Annotated in this window: 16 protein-coding genes; 4 read left to right on the forward strand and 12 right to left on the reverse strand. The window is 44.6% G+C overall.

Annotated elements, in window-relative coordinates:
* Positions 1–12: 12 nt before the first annotated feature.
* The 9 genes from AB1I50_RS01165 to AB1I50_RS01205 form a co-directional block, all read right to left on the reverse strand.
* Positions 13–525, reverse strand: coding sequence for a hypothetical protein (locus tag AB1I50_RS01165; RefSeq protein WP_407724390.1), 513 nt, complete (start codon positions 523–525; stop codon positions 13–15).
* Between the two features lie 3 nt (positions 526–528).
* Entirely contained in the window at positions 529–1,143 is a 615-nt protein-coding gene (locus AB1I50_RS01170) for a hypothetical protein (protein ID WP_407724391.1), read from the reverse strand.
* 1 nt (position 1,144) lies between these two features.
* Positions 1,145–2,116: a DUF624 domain-containing protein gene (locus AB1I50_RS01175; protein ID WP_407724392.1), complete on the reverse strand. Its 972-nt coding sequence runs from the start codon at positions 2,114–2,116 to the stop codon at positions 1,145–1,147.
* Between the two features lie 19 nt (positions 2,117–2,135).
* A complete protein-coding gene (locus AB1I50_RS01180) occupies positions 2,136–2,807 on the reverse strand; it encodes a stage II sporulation protein M (protein ID WP_407724393.1) in 672 nt (223 codons plus the stop codon).
* Between the two features lie 60 nt (positions 2,808–2,867).
* Entirely contained in the window at positions 2,868–3,665 is a 798-nt protein-coding gene (gene proC, locus AB1I50_RS01185) for a pyrroline-5-carboxylate reductase (RefSeq protein ID WP_407724394.1), read from the reverse strand.
* A 75-nt stretch (positions 3,666–3,740) separates the two neighbouring features.
* Entirely contained in the window at positions 3,741–7,439 is a 3,699-nt protein-coding gene (locus AB1I50_RS01190) for an Ig-like domain-containing protein (RefSeq protein ID WP_407724395.1), read from the reverse strand.
* Positions 7,440–7,532: 93 nt separating this feature from the next.
* On the reverse strand, positions 7,533–8,117 hold the full coding sequence (locus tag AB1I50_RS01195) for a hypothetical protein (protein WP_407724396.1): 585 nt from the start codon (positions 8,115–8,117) through the stop codon (positions 7,533–7,535).
* Positions 8,093–8,710, reverse strand: a complete 618-nt coding sequence (locus AB1I50_RS01200) for a DnaJ domain-containing protein (protein WP_407724397.1) — start codon at positions 8,708–8,710, stop codon at positions 8,093–8,095. The genes AB1I50_RS01195 and AB1I50_RS01200 overlap by 25 nt, the downstream gene beginning before the upstream one ends.
* Positions 8,694–9,554 carry a DUF5685 family protein gene (locus AB1I50_RS01205; protein ID WP_407724398.1) on the reverse strand — a complete coding sequence of 287 codons (861 nt, stop codon included), beginning with the start codon at positions 9,552–9,554 and terminating at the stop codon, positions 8,694–8,696. The genes AB1I50_RS01200 and AB1I50_RS01205 overlap by 17 nt, the downstream gene beginning before the upstream one ends.
* Before the next feature lie 151 nt (positions 9,555–9,705).
* On the opposite strand from AB1I50_RS01205, the gene AB1I50_RS01210 reads away from it, so the two are divergent.
* Positions 9,706–10,269, forward strand: a complete 564-nt coding sequence (locus AB1I50_RS01210) for an HAD-IB family phosphatase (RefSeq protein ID WP_407724399.1) — start codon at positions 9,706–9,708, stop codon at positions 10,267–10,269.
* A gap of 44 nt (positions 10,270–10,313) precedes the next feature.
* Here AB1I50_RS01210 and AB1I50_RS01215 read toward each other — a convergent pair whose 3' ends face one another.
* The 3 genes from AB1I50_RS01215 to AB1I50_RS01225 form a co-directional block, all read right to left on the reverse strand.
* Positions 10,314–11,168 carry a hypothetical protein gene (locus AB1I50_RS01215; protein WP_407724400.1) on the reverse strand — a complete coding sequence of 285 codons (855 nt, stop codon included), beginning with the start codon at positions 11,166–11,168 and terminating at the stop codon, positions 10,314–10,316.
* A 79-nt stretch (positions 11,169–11,247) separates the two neighbouring features.
* Positions 11,248–12,465 carry a serine hydrolase domain-containing protein gene (locus AB1I50_RS01220; RefSeq protein ID WP_407724401.1) on the reverse strand — a complete coding sequence of 406 codons (1,218 nt, stop codon included), beginning with the start codon at positions 12,463–12,465 and terminating at the stop codon, positions 11,248–11,250.
* A gap of 61 nt (positions 12,466–12,526) precedes the next feature.
* Positions 12,527–14,719 carry an ATP-dependent helicase gene (locus AB1I50_RS01225; RefSeq protein ID WP_407724402.1) on the reverse strand — a complete coding sequence of 731 codons (2,193 nt, stop codon included), beginning with the start codon at positions 14,717–14,719 and terminating at the stop codon, positions 12,527–12,529.
* Between the two features lie 548 nt (positions 14,720–15,267).
* Between AB1I50_RS01225 and AB1I50_RS01230 the strand changes: the two genes are divergently transcribed.
* From AB1I50_RS01230 to AB1I50_RS01240, 3 genes are read left to right on the forward strand one after another with little or no spacing between them, the layout of a single operon-like run.
* Positions 15,268–15,576 (forward strand): DUF6809 family protein, encoded by a 309-nt coding sequence (locus AB1I50_RS01230; protein WP_407724403.1) that lies wholly within the window; start codon positions 15,268–15,270, stop codon positions 15,574–15,576.
* On the forward strand, positions 15,573–15,752 hold the full coding sequence (locus AB1I50_RS01235) for a hypothetical protein (RefSeq protein WP_407724404.1): 180 nt from the start codon (positions 15,573–15,575) through the stop codon (positions 15,750–15,752). The genes AB1I50_RS01230 and AB1I50_RS01235 overlap by 4 nt, the downstream gene beginning before the upstream one ends.
* A 3-nt stretch (positions 15,753–15,755) precedes the next feature.
* Positions 15,756–16,112 (forward strand): TnpV protein, encoded by a 357-nt coding sequence (locus tag AB1I50_RS01240; protein ID WP_407724405.1) that lies wholly within the window; start codon positions 15,756–15,758, stop codon positions 16,110–16,112.
* The last annotated feature ends 86 nt before the right edge of the window (positions 16,113–16,198 follow it).

Consider the following 16,198-nt stretch of genomic DNA (forward strand, 5'->3'; position numbering starts at 1 on the left):
GAAGGGCATAATTTATTGATTGTTATTGGCGCTTGCGCCGAAGTAAACGGTGTATTCATCGTAGCCGAGCTTGATTGTCTTAATCAAGCCATCCTCGCGCTGAATATAAAACTCAGTCTTAGTTCCCTCGTCAAAGGTCGCTTTGATTGTGTCGCCGTCAAGCTCGAACGTACCGGAGTGAGTGCCATCCTCGGGCAAGCCGGGGCTCATCCAAAGCTGGAAGGTTCCTTCCTTGTCAAAGGTCAGGTGTCCCTGGTAGTTGGTGTATTTTACGTTGTAAACCTCTGCAAGCTCAACCTCATCCTCACTGGCGTTTTTTGCGGAGACAGGTACCCACCTTGTGTCGTAAAGCTGGTTTGCAGCCTTGTTATGCTGATTTATCAGAATAACGGCAGTGACTGTGCAGGCGATAACCGCTGCAACGATAACAAGAACAACGATTGTCCTGACTTTTCTCTTTTTACTTTTGATTTTTTGTCTCTCGGCCATTTGGTCGGGAGTTATTTTTTTACCTTTTTTACTCATAGCTTAACCGAAATAAACCTGATAATCCGCGTAAACAACGTAGAAGCTTACAGGAGTATTGCCGTCCCACTCTGTTACGGTGATATCCATATTTTTGTCGTTTGAGTAGGTTGCGGAGATTTTTTGATTTTGAACAGCATAGCCGCCGGTTGCAGGCTCGTTGGAAGAAACAGTATCCGAGAATGTGCCGTCGTTGTTAAAGGTGAGTACACCCGCGGTATTGTAACCTGTGCCGAAAACCTCTTTAAGAGAGGTTTTGTTGCCCGATACGGTATCAATAACCTTGCCGTTGGGGATAAATGTCGCGTTAAAGTGAGTGACATCACCCTCTGCTTCGGTCGGAACAACCACAACATTCGTCTGCTCCTGCGCGGAACTCTGCTCTGAGCTTTGAGCGGAGGTCTGATCCTGACCGTGCATAGCCTGCGCGGTAGTATACGGAACAGCGCTTGCGGTGGGAGTTGTATTTTCCTGAGATTTATTATCCTTAGAACCAAAAGCGCCGTTGAAGTACAGCACTGCAAATACCGCGGCGATTACCGCGATAAGAGCGACAACAATTATAATAATTACCGGAGCTTTTGACTTTTTTTCATTTTTACTGTGTTTTACTGCCATTTTACTTTTTCTCCTTATCATTTTCAAGCGCTTCCTGCTTAAGCTTAAGAACGGTTTTGCGCTTCATCATTCTTCCGTTAAAGTAGATGTACTCCTCCATATCGGCAGACTCGTCGATTTCGAGCTTTTTAAGCTCCTCAATGTCCGGAGTAACAGGCTTGTTTTTATTCTTTCTGTCGGCAAGCTCGCTGCGCTTTTCGCTCATCTTTTTGTCAACGTTTCTGCTCTGAGCGGAGTTATCGACAATCATAACGTACATTCTCTTATATACGGCAGAGTTGATAATAAACGCCGCAACCGAGGGAATTATGAAGAGTGCCAAGAAAATTGTGGCTATCATAATCGCAACCGCGGAAGCCGAACAGCAGATTACAACCGTTGTGCAAATCGCAAAGAGAAGTACAAGTCCGAAAACAGCGATTATATTATGCTTTAACTCACCGAAGCTCATTAAAAAGCTGTTTTTGTAAATGTTCTTCATTGAGATGTCAAACGTAACCGTCATCGACGGAATATAGAAGAACATAAACAGGAAAAATACCGCTATAATAATACTTATTGCCAAAAGTACAAAGAATATCCAGTTTTGTCCGCCGAGCCTTGCGTAAAGAGAAATTGACCAGTAGCTGAAAAACACAGCCAGATAAGCGACAATTCCGTGAATGAAAAACCTGAGAAAATTATCCTTTACCGCGGCAACAAAATTTTGGAAAACGCTGACGTCAAGTCTGCCTTGGGAAATATGTGCGCTGACCTGTACCACTCCCGAGTAAAACGGAAACAGCGGTATTATGGTTAAGAGCAGTATGAAATTTGAGTTTAATCCCGAAAGAGTGTTTATCGCATAAAATATACCGAAAAACACCGCAAACGGTACCGCAAATATTACATTGGTCAGCAACAGCTTGGGAAATCCCTTAAACAGATTGGTAAACACAATCGTTAGCGGAAATGTAGAGCTTTTTGACGCCATATCGTCCTCAATCCTTCATTTAAAACTTAAACGCACCTGCAAAAAGCGACCACAAAAGCGTGTCTAAAAGTGCCGAAGCAAATGTAAATATCATTGCCGTGAGCAGCTTTGAGCTTAGGTGCAAAAATCCTTCCCTTAAGGATGACAGCGGAGCGCTCTTTCCAACTGTTAATAAAAACATCCGCTTGGAAAATTCAAACGCATAAGAGGAAAAGGCTGCAAGTGCGATACAGAACAAAAAAGTTCCCGGTAACAGCACGAGCAGATAAAATCCGGCTCCGCTTAAGCCGTGGGTTATAAAAAGGTACGCCGCGGTAATTCCCGTGCCGAAGCCCTTGAACATTACCGCCGCAAACTGAAACGGCAAGCCCCACGGCGCTGTACCGAACAGATAAATGCTGATTAAAAATATAAAGTCCGACGCAAAGCAGGCGCAGAAGGTGCCGATTGCACTTTGCGAGAGCCTTGCCTTGAGGTTCGTAGTAAACAGAAAATCGAGCAAATTGAGGGCTTCGCTCTGAGCCGAACGCGCATAAAGCGCTCCTAAAATCATTCCGAGCAAAATCATAAGGGTAAAGAGCAGTTTTACGCCGTAGCGTTTGATTATGTACCTGAAATCGGGCACGGAAATTTTGCGGTTAAGCCCCGTGAACCTCTTAGGTCTGCTAAATGATAATACAATTCCTTTCATAAAACGTTCCTCTCTTTAACAGTTTGTCCGTTAAAGAATATGCAAACGTCTTTACGATTATTACTTTCCGAGCTCCTCTGCCCTCTTTGTGCAGGCTTTCATCGCGTCCTTTACAGAAGCCGAAAATCCCTGTTCTCTTAGAACATTAAGAGCTTCGATTGTCGTGCCGCCCTTGGAGCTTACCTTTTGAATGAGAACATCAGGAGTGTCGCCGCTTTCTCTGAGCATAGCGGCTGAGCCTTCCAGGGTTGCGCAAATGAGATTAAGAGCCTTATCGTAGTCAATACCTACGCTTACGGCGTAATCAGCCATAGCCTGTGCGAACATATAAATATAAGCAGGACTGCTGCCGTTAACGGCAATAATCTCGTTCATATGCTCCTCTGTGATGTACTCGCAAACACCGCTTCCGGCAAACATATCGTAGACAATCTGCTTGTCGTCCTCGCTGATGTTGTCCGACGGACAAAGTGCGGAAGCGCCCTTTTTGAGGAGCAACGGTGTGTTGGGCATTACCCTGACAACAGGACAGTTACAGCCGAGCGCGTTTTGAACATAAGCTATTGAAATTCCTGCGGCGATTGAAACAAAGGTTTTGTCGGTGCTGACAACCTCTTTGAGTTCGTCGAGAACCTCGGCATAGTTTTGAGGCTTTACAGCAAGAACAATTATATCGCTGTCTTTTACAATGCTTTGTGATGAGCTGAGAGTATTAACGCCGAGCTTTGAAATTTCGGCAAGCTTTTCTTCGCTCAAATCATAGACATTAATGAATGAGCCGTCGCCGTTTTGAGCGATTAAGCCCTTGATTATGGCTGTTGCCATATTGCCTGCGCCGATAAATCCGATTTTCTTCATAAAATTGCCTTTCTGCCTAACGGCAATAATGGAATAGCGGTTTAACGCTATTCCAAATATCGCCTTATAGTATTATTAGATTGAGAATCCGCTGTTAACGCGGCAGGTGAACTTGAAGCCTTTCTTGTTGTTCTCGCCGTCGCGTACATAGTCGCCGTAGAAGAAGATTTCGCCTTCGTCGATTCTTCTGTACAGAAGTCCCCAGTAGCATGAGCCCGAAGCGTGGTGGTACTGGAAGAACTGGTTAACAAAGTTCTGAACGTTAACGTTGTTCAAATCTCTTGTACCGCCGGAAGCCGAGGCGTAATCAGAATAGATATAGCCCTGAGTACCGTTTGACAGCTTGATTTTATACCAGTTTGAGTTATACAAAATTCCGTCAACGAAAGTAAATATCGTGTTCTGGGACATCGTTGTAACAATCGAGTAGTTTGTACCTGCGCCGCTTCTGAGGTTAACTCCGCCTGCGTTTACAAAGCCCTTTCCGCCTGAGGTAATTGTACCTGACGAGCCGGTGTTTAGAAGTACCGACTGCAGCGATGAGTCGTTGTAAATAGCGTAAGAACCTACGTTATATGTAAAGCATACGAGCGCGTCAAACTGGCGCTGATTGAACTTGATGCTGTTGCTTGTAAGGAAAGCATTTGTTCTGGTTGTATAGCCGCCGGTGTTAACGGTCTGTACAAGATAAGCGTAAGCCTCGTAAAGGTTGAGGTTGTTGTAGAACATCTCGTTAGATGTAACTACCTTGCCGTAGCCGACTGTGGGATCTGATGTGATTGAGTCGGCAGTTACCGAGGTAAGGAAGCCCTCATAGTTAGAGATAAGGTTTATAATCTGATCGCTTGCTCTGCGTTCACCGAGAACGGTGGTTGTGGTATCGGCTGAGTTGGTAACAAATACCTCTCCCTCGCCGCTCGTCTTAGTTGTGGCATATGTTGAGCTTGCGGCGGTTCTTGAGTAAGCCTTAATCGACCACTTACCCGAAATATTGAGCACATGTCCGCCTGCCCATACCATAGTATTACCAACCTGGAGCTTACTTGTGGCAGGAACCTTGTATGAGGTTGAGCCGTTGGATACCATAAAGTAAAGGTCGGTTTTGTCAAGGTCGGTAATCGCCTTGAATACCACGTTAGAGTTCTTTGGAGCGGAGTTCGGAGTTGCGTAAGCAAAGCGGACGTTTTCCTTAGCCGCTACGTTGATTACGCAGGTGTTGGCGCCGCTTGAAGTATACGCCGCGATCGTAACGCGTCCCGTGCCCTTTGTATCTACAACGCCGTTTGTAACGGTCGCGATGCTCGGATTTGAGGAGTACCAGCTCACTCCGCTTGTGGTGGATTTAAGAAGAATTGACTTTCCGCAGGGAATACTGCCAACGCTTCTGATTGAAATATTTACATTATTTGAATTTTGCTTTACATAGATGTTACAGCTTGCAGAGCTTCCGCCTGTTGAAGCGGTAATTACAGCGTTTCCGACAGCCTTTGCGGTTACAACGCCGTTTGAATCAACAGTTGCTACGGAATTGTTTGAGCTTGTCCAGGTTACAGGCGATGAGCTTGTCGCTGTAATTGCGAGCTGATAGCCTGTGTAGATTGTATTGCTCGTGTTGGAAAGCTTTACGGAAGCCGACGGCGGATCTGTTACGTGAACAAGACAGGTAGCCGAACCGGTGTTTGTATAAGCAGAAATCGTTACGTAGCCGTATCCGACTGTCTTTACAACGCCGTTTGTAACGGTTGCAATCTTCGGGTTACAGCTGTACCACTTAACGCCTGCTGTTGAGGATGTAAGGGTGAACGAATTTCCCTTATATGCAAGCTGTGAGGTCTTTGAGATATTTACGGCTGTGCCGTCCTTTACATACACCTTACAAGTGCCCGTTTTATCGCCGGACTTTGCGGTAATTACAACATTACCTGCCGCCTTTGCGGTGACAATACCGTTTGAGTCAACGGTTGCGATATTTGTGTTGGAGCTTGACCAGCTTACGTTCGTAACGTCATAGGCTGTGATTGCAAGCTGAGTGCCCTTGTAGATAGTATTGTTTGTATTTGAAAGTGTAATCTGATTTGCAGGCGGATCCGTTACCTGAACAAGGCAGGTTGACGAGCCTGAGTTTGTATACGCCGAAATTGTAGCGTAGCCCTTGGCAACAGTCTTTACAACGCCGTTTGTTACGGTGATAACGTTGGGGTTGCTGGTGTACCATTTAACTCCGGCGGTTGTTGATGTAAGCGTAAAGGAGTTGCCCAAATACGCAAGCTGGTAGGATTTTGAAAGGTTAACAGCCGTGCCGTTCTTTACATAAACCTTACAAGCGCCTGTTTTGTCCTCAGACTTTGCGTAGATAACCGCGTTACCTGCGCCTACTGCTGTAACAACGCCTCTGTAGTCAACGGTAGCAACGTTAGTGTTGGAGCTTGTCCAAGTTACCGAGTTAACGTTGTAGGCGGTAATCGCGAGCTGAGTGCCCTTGTAGATTGTATTATTTGTATTTGAAAGCTTTATAATCTTTGATTCGTCGGGCGGATCGATTACATGAACAAGGCAGGTTGACGAGCCTGAGCCAGTGTAGCACGAAATGGTGGCGTAGCCGTTATCAATCGCCTTTACTACGCCGTTTGTCACGGTTACAACCTTGGGGTTAGAGGTGTACCACTTAACGCCCGGGGTTGTTGAGGTGAGCGTAAACGAATTGCCCTTATACGCAAGCTGTGAGGTTTTTGAAAGATGTACTGCCGTGCCGTTCTTTACATATACCTTGCACAAGCCTGTTTTGCTGCCTGATTTTGCGGTAATCGCCGTGTAGCCTGCGCCTACAGCAGTAACAACACCGTTATCATCTACTGTGGCTACATCGGTATTTGACGACGACCATGTAACGCTCGGTACGTCATAAGCCGTGATAGCGAGCTGTGTGCCGTTGTAGATGGTGTTGTTGGTGTTTGAGAGCTTAATCTCATTCTCAGCGGGTTCGGGAGGAGTCGGCGGATCGATTACCTGAACAAGACAGGTGTTTGAGCCTGTGCTTGTGTACGCGGAGATTGTAACAAAGCCGTTGGCTACGGTCTTTACAACGCCGTTTTCTACCGTTGCAACCGCAGGGTTACAGCTGTACCACTTTACGCCTGCTGTTGTTGATGCAAGGGTGAAAGAATTTCCTCTGTAAGCGAGCTGTGTTGTCTTTGAGAGGTTAACGGGCGTACCGTTTTTAACGTACACCTTACAAGTGCCCACAAGACTGCCCGACTTTGCGGTAATCAAAGTATAACCGGCTCCTACGCCTGTTACAACACCGCGGCTGTCTACAACCGCAACGGCATTATTTGAGCTTGACCACGTAACGTCGTTCACGTCGTAAGCCGTGATAGCAAGCTGAGTGCCGTTATAGATAGTATTGTTTGTGTTTGAAAGCTTAAGAGTAGCTACAGGGGTGGGAGCAGGTGCGGTGGCTTTAACAAAGTCGCGCCTTACGTATCCGGTTTTGTTTGTAGTCAGCTCTTTAATCTGATACCAATCGGTATTGTAAAGCTTACCGTCGGTAAAAGTGACCTTTGTGTTAATTCTCATCTGCGTTACTATCGCGTAGTTTGTGCCTGCGCCTGCACGCAGGTTCACATAGTCGTCAGATATGTAGCCACTGCCGCCTGCTGTGGGCGTGGGGTCTGCGGCGCTTGCAATTACGGGGAAAGCCGCCGTAAATACTGACAACATAACAATGATTGACAGAAAAACGCACAATGACTTTTTCATGGTTTTTGTTTTCATTTTTACACCTTCAATCAAAAATATGTAATTTAGAACAAATTATATTATAACACAAAATTGATTTTTTTGCAATTATTATCACCCGGGAAATTATTACATTTTGCCGTTACGGAAAATCTTGGGAGAAATAACCTTGACGTAAAACATTACCAATGTCGTGAGCGATTTGTCATAAAACAGGAATAAAACGTTTCCGAGTATTAAGAACAAATACGGCATATATATGCCGAAAACGGTGTATTCCTCTGCCGGAATTCCGAGTACAAAGGTTGTAAAGAAGAACGCCGCTACCGCCGCCGCATTGAATACCGCGAACTTTAATACCCAAACCAGTACTTTATTTTTTATCTTGCTTTCAAAAATATTTTTAAGTATCGGATAATAGCCGAACAGTGCTATAAAAAATACAACTGCCTCTTTATCCCCTGCAAGGAACGACGAAAGAATTGATACGACAGCATAAACTCCGAGCGCCCATTTGCAGTTGTATTCAATCACAATCGACACAAGCAACGCGCCTGCGAAAATCGGCAGAGCGTATGTTCCTATCGGAATAAACGACGTAAGCAGCATCAAAACCGTCGAAATTGACGCTATAAGGGCGCAATAGGCGATTTTGAAGGTCTTTTTGTTAACGGAAGTTTTCTTCATAATCAGCAGGACCTGCAGCAGCTGCACAAACAGTCTGCACACATAATTGCCGAACAAATATCACAAACTGAACAAGCGGTCGAGTTTACGTTCGGGTTTGTCGTGTATCCGCCGTAATTGTAAGCACGCTGGTTGTTCATATTGTTAACCGCGGTACGGTATTCAGCATTGTTCGGATCCATATTGCAAGCAGTGTTAAAGTAGGTGTTAGCCTGCTCGTTAAAGCCCCTGCGGTACGCGCACATTCCCATCAGGAAGTTCCACTCGGCGTCGCGCTCGCTTATTGGCGCTTCGTTTAGAATTCTTTCAGCCTCGTTAATCATATTGCGCTGAATATAAATTCTTACGCTGTAATATTTAGAATTTTGGGCGTTATAAGAATTATAAGAATTGTAGCCGCCTGCACTCTGCGAGCCTGTTCCCTTTCCCTTTTGACGCATTTTATTAATTTCGTCATACGCCTCGTTAACTTCCTTCATTTTCTGCTCAGCAACGTCCGCAAGAGGACTGTCGGTGTAGTTATCGGGATGGTACTTTTTGGCAAGCTCTCTGTATGCCTTTTTAATTTCTTCATCTGTCGCGCTTGGAGATACTCCGAGCACCTCATACGGATTGTTCATTTTTAACCTCCTGCCGATTGTTCAGCACGGCGTTTTGTTTGTTCGGAAAGCCGTATAACATCATATTGTCAATAATCGGCTTAAAATCTATAATATCGAGCAAATTGTAAGCGTCGTACGCACGTGCGAGCGATTGACTTAATACGGAGTTTATATAGTCTTTATCGTTGATATCCGCCTTGATGAACGGATTAAAGTTGCCCGACTTTTTGTCTTTTTCGTAATCATCTGCAGCGTCGATAAGGTATACCCACCTGCCGATTTGATAACCGAATTCACTTAAAACTCTCTTTTGCAAATCGTTTCCGCCTTCGAGAGCGGCTAAATCTGAAATCATTTTTGCCGTTGGATTTGCGGCTTTGTCAATCGTCACAAGCTCATCGTTTTCGGCGGCTTTTTGATTTTTCATCATTTCACTGACGATAATTTCAATCTCAGGGAAACGCCTTGCGGCTTTCTTTTGCCGTCTGCCGAAAAACGGCTTGACTATTTTTAAGGCAATTCGCTTGAAAAATCCGCTGTCGTCGATATCGTCAACGACCTTATAGTAAGCGGAAATTACCGAAAGCGCGGAAGCCTTGCTGTAGGCGTTGTCCTTGCAATCGGCAAACTTGCACTTTTTAAGCGGATTGAACTTGCACCGTCCGTCAGAAAAACCGGTACAGGAGCGCTTTAGCGACATAAGCAGGATTGCGTAAAACGTACAGTCGTAGCTTAGAATAAGCCGTGTCAAAAAGCCGTAGTCCCTGCCGAGTTGCTTGCAAAGACCGCAGTATGCCGACTTATACGCCTCGTATTCCTTAACCTTTAGCTCATCCTTGTGGATTTGAAGATAACCGAACACCAGCCTGCTCCTTTTTTGCCTTAATTTAAATATTATACAATATTAATGCAAATTTTTCAATAGTTTGACAGGATTAGTCGGATTTTTCTTTATTGGAAAATAAACAAGATTTATCTGTGATAACATATAAAAAAACAAAACGGTGGTCATTATGAACGTCTACGACTTTGATAAAACTATTTACAGCGGCGATTCTACCGCGGATTTTTACCTTTTTTCGCTGAAAAGGCACAAAAAAATAATCACCCTTGCCCCTTCGCTTTTGGGCTCGGTGATTAAGTTTTATGTGTTCAAAAAAGGCACAAAGACTGACTTTAAGCAGGTTATGTACAGGTTTTTGCGTTACTGCGATATTGACAAGGATATTGCGGATTTTTGGGAGATTAACCAAAGCAAAATCAAGAAATACTATCTTAAACAAAAGCGCGATGATGATGTTATAATCTCAGCCTCGCCCGAATTTTTGCTTGAACCAATCATCAAAAAGCTCGGTATCGGCACTCTTATGGCTTCGCGCGTTGACAGGCATACGGGATTTTATGACGGAATAAACTGCCACGGAAAAGAAAAGGTTCGCAGGTTTTACGAGGTTTTCCCCGACGGAAAGATTGACGAGTTTTACTCCGACAGCTACAGCGACTCTCCCCTTGCGGAAATTGCGGACAAGGCGTTTATGGTTGACGGCGAAAAAGTGACTAAATGGGTATTTAAATAAAAATCAGCTCCTCAAACGAGGAGCTTTTGTTTTAAGGATTTGATTTAGTTACAGCCACAGTTGAATTTTGGAGAATTGCCGAATTCTTCCTCGGCGGTTGCGGGGGGATAAAAAGAATCACCGGGAAAATCAATCTTGCTGAACGCTTCGCACGGGTCGTCGCTCTGGTCGGTGCACTCCTTACGCGGAACGCAGAAATCGTAGGTCGGGATTGTAAGCTGTACGCTCCTGCTGAGCTGGATGATTGAAAATACACCGAGAGTGGTCAATACCTGCTGAGATGTTGGGGCAACGAGGTCTCCGCCGAAGAATTCGGTTACGTTTTCGGGAACAAACGGCAGAATAACCGGTGTAGTTACCGGAGACAAGCTCGAAGCGAGTACCATGGGATAAGATACCTGAACCTCGGCTCTCGGCAGTGTTCCGCTCTCCGCTGTGCAGCAGTTGAACTCCGCGGAATCGATTGCCGCAGCGATATCGTCGCTTGAAAAGCTCTTTACGTTCGCGTCGCTTCCGTAAAGAACTGCTCTCTTTGAATAAACGGCGAGACCTGTTACACTTGTAGGCGCGCTTCCTGCGGCTGTGTAAAGCTCAACGAATACCGCGAAATAAAACGCGACGTCAACCGAAAAATAACCCCTGTGAAATGCAACGCTGTCAACATTCACGGTTGAAGTAAGCACGCTTGCCCTTGTTACTCTTGCGGCTGTCGCGGTTTCTACAAGCTGCTGATCCTCATCGGTAAAGAACACTGTTAAATCCCTGATGCAATCCTTTGCTCCGCAGCTGTCATAAATTCTGTCAACATCTACGCAAACCGGCTCGAACTCCGGAGCGCTGTCCAAATCGTTTTTATAATCTGTTTGCTGTGTCTCCATAGCTTCAGATACTTCCGACATAAAAATACCTCCATAATAAGTATTTACAGGCTTTGCAACACTGTACAATACATTTTATGGAGGTGTTGTGTTTTGGTGATTATGCAGAGTATTTTTGAAGAACTTTTTTGAAGTTATCGCGTACTGCCTTGTTATCAGAGGCGGTATAGTTTGTTAAGGAAACAAAAATCTCAGATTTATCGGTGTTATACGAAAGTATTGAACCGAAGGCGTCGTACTTGCCGTTAATAAAGGCTGTTTTGCCGTTCATCTTAACTCCGAAGCCGTAGGAGATTTTGTTGTCCTTAATCCCTGAAACCTGATTTGAGAACATTAATTTAAATGACGCAGGTGTCAACACCTGATTATTAAGCAATCCGTCAGTCCATTTGAGCAAGTCGGAAACATTGGAAATCATCCCGAAAGCCGAGTAACCCACGCCTTTATAGTTAAGGCTCTTTGTATTGGCGGCTTTATCATATGCTAAAGCCGTTTTTTCGTCGGGCTCAAAGCTTGAGCTTCCCATGCCGAGCGGCGCAAATATCGCGATTTTCAGGTAGTCGGCGTATGACATTCCGCTTGCCTGCTCGATTATCTCTCCCAAAAGGAAGTAGTTGCTCTCGGATTCGTCAAACTTTGTACCGGGTGCAAAAATCAGCTTTTGAGAAAAAATCCAGTCGAGGATAAGCTTTTTATTTTCTTTTGCGAAATTATCTTCTTTTACTTTTTCGTCGAGGTCTCCTATGAGATAGTTTGACGGCGTAGTGATATCGTTATGCAAAACGTAGGTGTTTATACCCGACGTCATATTCAAAAGCTGTTTGACGGTTACCTTTCCGCCTGCTTCGTAATCGGGGAAATATTTGTCGAGGGTATCGTCAAGGCTGAGCTTCTTTTTCTCGGAAAGCATAAGCACCGCGGCTGCGGTAAACTGCTTTGTAATACCTCCGATGTAGAAACGTGTATTGATTGAATTGTCGATATGCTTGTTGCTGTTAGCTGCGCCCTTTGAGCTGAGATACTCAAAGTCGTTGCCGAGCTTCATATAAATTGTGCCGTTAAAGTTTTTCGCCTCAACGATTTTGTCAAACTGCGAGATAATCTCGCCCGACTTTTTCTTAATCGCAACATAGTTATAGCCTTGACCGTCTGCGGAGTCCTTTGTTGCCGGAGCTGCTGTGGTCGGTGCGACGGTTGCAGGAGCGGTCGTTGCCTGAGTTGCAGGCTCTGTTTCAGATTCTTCACCCGAGTTACATCCGCACAACAGCGCTGAACCGGTAATCAGCAGACATAACAATATACTTATAGGTTTTAACAAAACAAATCACCTCTGTACGGTTACCGGAATAAGGCGTGCACCGAGAATTACTCAGTGTTGCCTATATTTTTTCCATCTTGCAGAAATTTGCCATAAGCTTTTTAGTGCCTGATTTTTCAAAGGCAATTTCAAGCAATGTATCGTTTCCCATTTTTTCGGCAGAAACAATCATACCTTTGCCGAAAACCTTGTGTAAAACAGAATCGCCCACCGAGTAGGTTGTGCCCGATTTGATTGCAGGCTTTTGATAAAACGCAGGCTTTGCAGGGCTGTAGCCTGACTTCTGCTTTGAGCCGATTCCGATTGATGCCGCACTTCCGGCAGGAGTTTGGAACATTCGGCTCTCCCCTGTTTTTTCAAGGAGCTCGTCCGGGATTTCGGTAACAAACCTTGATTCCTTATTGAACGTTGTTGAACCGAACAACATTCTCGACTTGGTTTTTGTCAAATAAAGCTTTTGCTTGGCACGTGTAATTCCAACGTAAGCCAAACGGCGTTCCTCGTTAATTTCCTCGGGGTTCATCATTGAGGCGATGGACGGGAACAATCCCTCCTCCATACCGGTGATGAAAACGACAGGAAATTCCAAGCCCTTTGCACTGTGGAGAGTCATCATAACGCAGGAATCGGACTCGGAGTCGTAGTTGTCGATATCAGACAACAGCGAAATTTCCTCCAAGAAATTCGAAAGGTCGGCTTCGTCGCCGTAATCTTCCTCGAACTTGATAATATTCGAAGAAAGTTCCTCGATATTTTCAATCCTGACCTCGGGATTTTCCTTCTCGAGTTTTAAGTAATTTTCGTAATTTGTATGCTCGATAATCAAATTATAGAGCTCAGCAAGTGTGTAATCTCCGCTTTCCTCAGCCTCTAAAAAGCCGTCGACTAAGCTGACAAAGCCTTTTAGCTTTGAAGCCGCGCGTGAAAGTTGAGGATAAGAATCAGCCTCTTTGATTACAGAGTAAATACTCTCACCGAGACCTGCGGCGATTTCCGCGGCAACCTGCACGGTTCTCGCGCCGATTCCTCGCTTTGGAACATTTATAATTCGCGAAAGGCGCACATCATCGTGAGGATTGTTTACAACCTGCAAATATGCGACCATATCGCGGATTTCTTCTCTCTCATAAAAGCGGTGGCCGCCGATAATTCTATGAGGAATTCCGCTTCGTGAGAGTGCCTGCTCAATGGCGTTTGACTGGGCATTGGTTCGGTACAGTACGGCATAATCGCTGTATTTTCTGCCGTCTGCCACTCCGTCCATAATCGTCTTGGCAACAAACATAGCCTCGTCACGCTCGCTGTCACAGGTGTGAAGCTCGATTTTATCTCCCTTGGGGTTTTCCGTCCACAAGGTTTTGCCCTTACGGATTGTGTTGTTTGAAATTACGCCGTTTGCCGCATCGAGAATTGTCGATGTACTGCGGTAGTTTTGCTCCAATCTGATTACCTTTGCGCCCTTAAAGGTGTTTTCAAAGGATAATATATTCTCGATTGTAGCGCCTCTAAACTTATAAATACTCTGGTCGTCATCACCTACAACGCAGATGTTGCCGTGCTTTTGAGCGAGCATTGAAACAAACTTGTACTGAACCTTGTTGGTATCCTGATACTCGTCGACCATAATGTATTTGAATTGTCTTTGGTAAAATTCCAAAATATCAGGGCACTGCTCGAAAAGCTCGACGGCGTTGCAAAGCAAATCGTCAAAATCCATCGCGTCTGAGGTTTTGAGCCTTGCCTGATAAATCTCGTAAATCTTGGCGATTTCGACCTTTCGGGAATCGAACTCAGCCTGCTTCAGCATATCCTGCGGCGACTGCATTTTGTCCTTAGCTTTGGAGATTTCAGAGATAACCGCCTTTGCCGGAGTGCGCTTGTCGTCAATTCCGAGCTGTTTCGAGATGTCCTTGATAAGGCGCTTTTGGTCGTCGGTGCCGTAAACGGTAAAATGGCTTGAATAGCCTATTCTGTCGCCGTAGCGGCGGAGAATTCTCGCGCAGGTAGAGTGAAACGTTGCCGCCCAAATATCTGCTCCGCCCTCGGGAACTGCCACGCAAATTCTGTCCTTAAGCTCGCCTGCCGCCTTGTTTGTAAAGGTGATAGCGAGGATATTCCACGGATTGCATAATCCCGACTGCAAAATATACGCTATTCTGTTGACGAGTACGGTGGTTTTACCCGAGCCTGCTCCTGCTAAAATCAGTAGAGGGCCTTCGGTTGTAAACACAGCCTGCTGCTGCATATTATTCATAAAAGAAAAGTTGCTTTTTATATTGTCTTGATTCATAATCTGTCCTTGCTGTCTATTCTATAAGAAAATCGGGCGAACTGCTCCGCCCGAATCCTCTAAACTCTTTATTATTATAATACTTTGTGTTGTAAAGTCAATATTTATTATAAGATTGTAACTGGTATATTAATTAGTTTTGAAAGGTTAAAGGGTTGTTATCACGTCCTTTCACCTTTATCTTTGGTCGAGGTGACAGTTGTTTTTATAATGTGAAATGTTCCTGCTCGTTTGTTGCGGCGTGAGCATAGCTATAAATTGCGTGGCTCTCTCCTTAGATACGTCACACTGTGACGTTTTTGCCTCAATTTGGTCGGCACAGTCGCCTTCAAGTCCTGTCACTCCGCCAAAATAAAAAAAGGCTCTTCCGAGCCTTTTTATTTTGGTACGAGTGTTCATAACGGATTTATAAAAATATAGGTTTTATCGGCAGTTACACACTTTTCTCACTCGTACATTTGTGATTTTTTCAATTTCTTCGTACAATAATGACGTAATCGGAGGAATTACAAATGAAAAACATTATCAAGGAGTTATATTACGGCAACATTGATCCGCAGGCTCGCGGATTTCAAAAGGGCAGTTATCTACAAAAGCAAATGACTATCATTTCTAAAAATGAAGCTCTGCTAACCGACAAGCTGACAGGCGATGAAAAGAAAGCGTTTTTAGCTTTCGTCAATGCCTCAAACATTGTTTTAGGAGAATCGGAGCTTGACAGTTTTCTTGTCGGGTTCAGGCTTGGAGCGAGATTTGCTTATGATACCTTTGTGGACAACAGCTCGCCGTACTGTGACTTTCTGAAGGAGGAGTTTGAGTGAGAAATCCAAAATATCATCTTTATTTGAAACAAAATGAACGCAGAATGATTTTAGGCAGCCTTATTGAATTAAGAAATCGTCTTATTTCGGAGGGCAGATACACAGATATGATTGATGAACTGCTTGTCAAATTCACGAATGCCAAAGTCAAAAGAATCAAGGTCAAGGAGGTTTGAGTTATGGATATAAAGATTACATATACACAACAGGGAGATTATTTACTTCCCGATTTGAAGTTACCTAAACAGCCAAAGGTTGAAATCGGCATTTGGGGTAAGCGACATTTGCACTATATTAAGCAGCATCACCCCATCAGATACACCAATCTGCTGACGAGCTGTAAGCTCACTGCTTATCTCGCCGACATAGATGAGCAGGCAGAAGAACTATTCTTTCGGTTGGTAAAACAACTTGCCGAAAAAGAAGGTATAACTGAACAGCTCAAATCGGACAATCAAATGTTGTGGGTTGCGAGAATGAATAATATTCGCAACCGTGCGACGGAGATTGTAAATGCAGAGCTAATTTACACCTGATAAGCACAGCTGCCAAGTAGGATATTATCCTGCTTGGCGGTTATATTATTTTGAATAATAACCACTTACCTCCCAAAACCGACCAC

Origin of the sequence: Ruminococcus sp. NATIVEDY161 (assembly GCF_045819895.1) — a bacterium.
Classification (GTDB): Bacteria; Bacillota; Clostridia; order Oscillospirales; family Acutalibacteraceae; genus Ruminococcoides.

Excerpts from the sequence above, each read along its gene's own strand:
- AB1I50_RS01230 (WP_407724403.1), top strand. The coding sequence starts at position 15,268 with ATGAAAAACATTATCAAGGAGTTATATTACGGCAACATTGATCCGCAG.
- AB1I50_RS01215 (WP_407724400.1), bottom strand. The coding sequence starts at position 11,168 with ATGTCGGAAGTATCTGAAGCTATGGAGACACAGCAAACAGATTATAAA.
- AB1I50_RS01165 (WP_407724390.1), bottom strand. The coding sequence starts at position 525 with ATGAGTAAAAAAGGTAAAAAAATAACTCCCGACCAAATGGCCGAGAGA.
- AB1I50_RS01240 (WP_407724405.1), top strand. The coding sequence starts at position 15,756 with ATGGATATAAAGATTACATATACACAACAGGGAGATTATTTACTTCCC.
- AB1I50_RS01170 (WP_407724391.1), bottom strand. The coding sequence starts at position 1,143 with ATGGCAGTAAAACACAGTAAAAATGAAAAAAAGTCAAAAGCTCCGGTA.
- AB1I50_RS01180 (WP_407724393.1), bottom strand. The coding sequence starts at position 2,807 with ATGAAAGGAATTGTATTATCATTTAGCAGACCTAAGAGGTTCACGGGG.
- proC (WP_407724394.1), bottom strand. The coding sequence starts at position 3,665 with ATGAAGAAAATCGGATTTATCGGCGCAGGCAATATGGCAACAGCCATA.
- AB1I50_RS01210 (WP_407724399.1), top strand. The coding sequence starts at position 9,706 with ATGAACGTCTACGACTTTGATAAAACTATTTACAGCGGCGATTCTACC.
- AB1I50_RS01175 (WP_407724392.1), bottom strand. The coding sequence starts at position 2,116 with ATGGCGTCAAAAAGCTCTACATTTCCGCTAACGATTGTGTTTACCAAT.
- AB1I50_RS01200 (WP_407724397.1), bottom strand. The coding sequence starts at position 8,710 with ATGAACAATCCGTATGAGGTGCTCGGAGTATCTCCAAGCGCGACAGAT.
- AB1I50_RS01190 (WP_407724395.1), bottom strand. The coding sequence starts at position 7,439 with ATGAAAACAAAAACCATGAAAAAGTCATTGTGCGTTTTTCTGTCAATC.
- AB1I50_RS01225 (WP_407724402.1), bottom strand. The coding sequence starts at position 14,719 with ATGAATAATATGCAGCAGCAGGCTGTGTTTACAACCGAAGGCCCTCTA.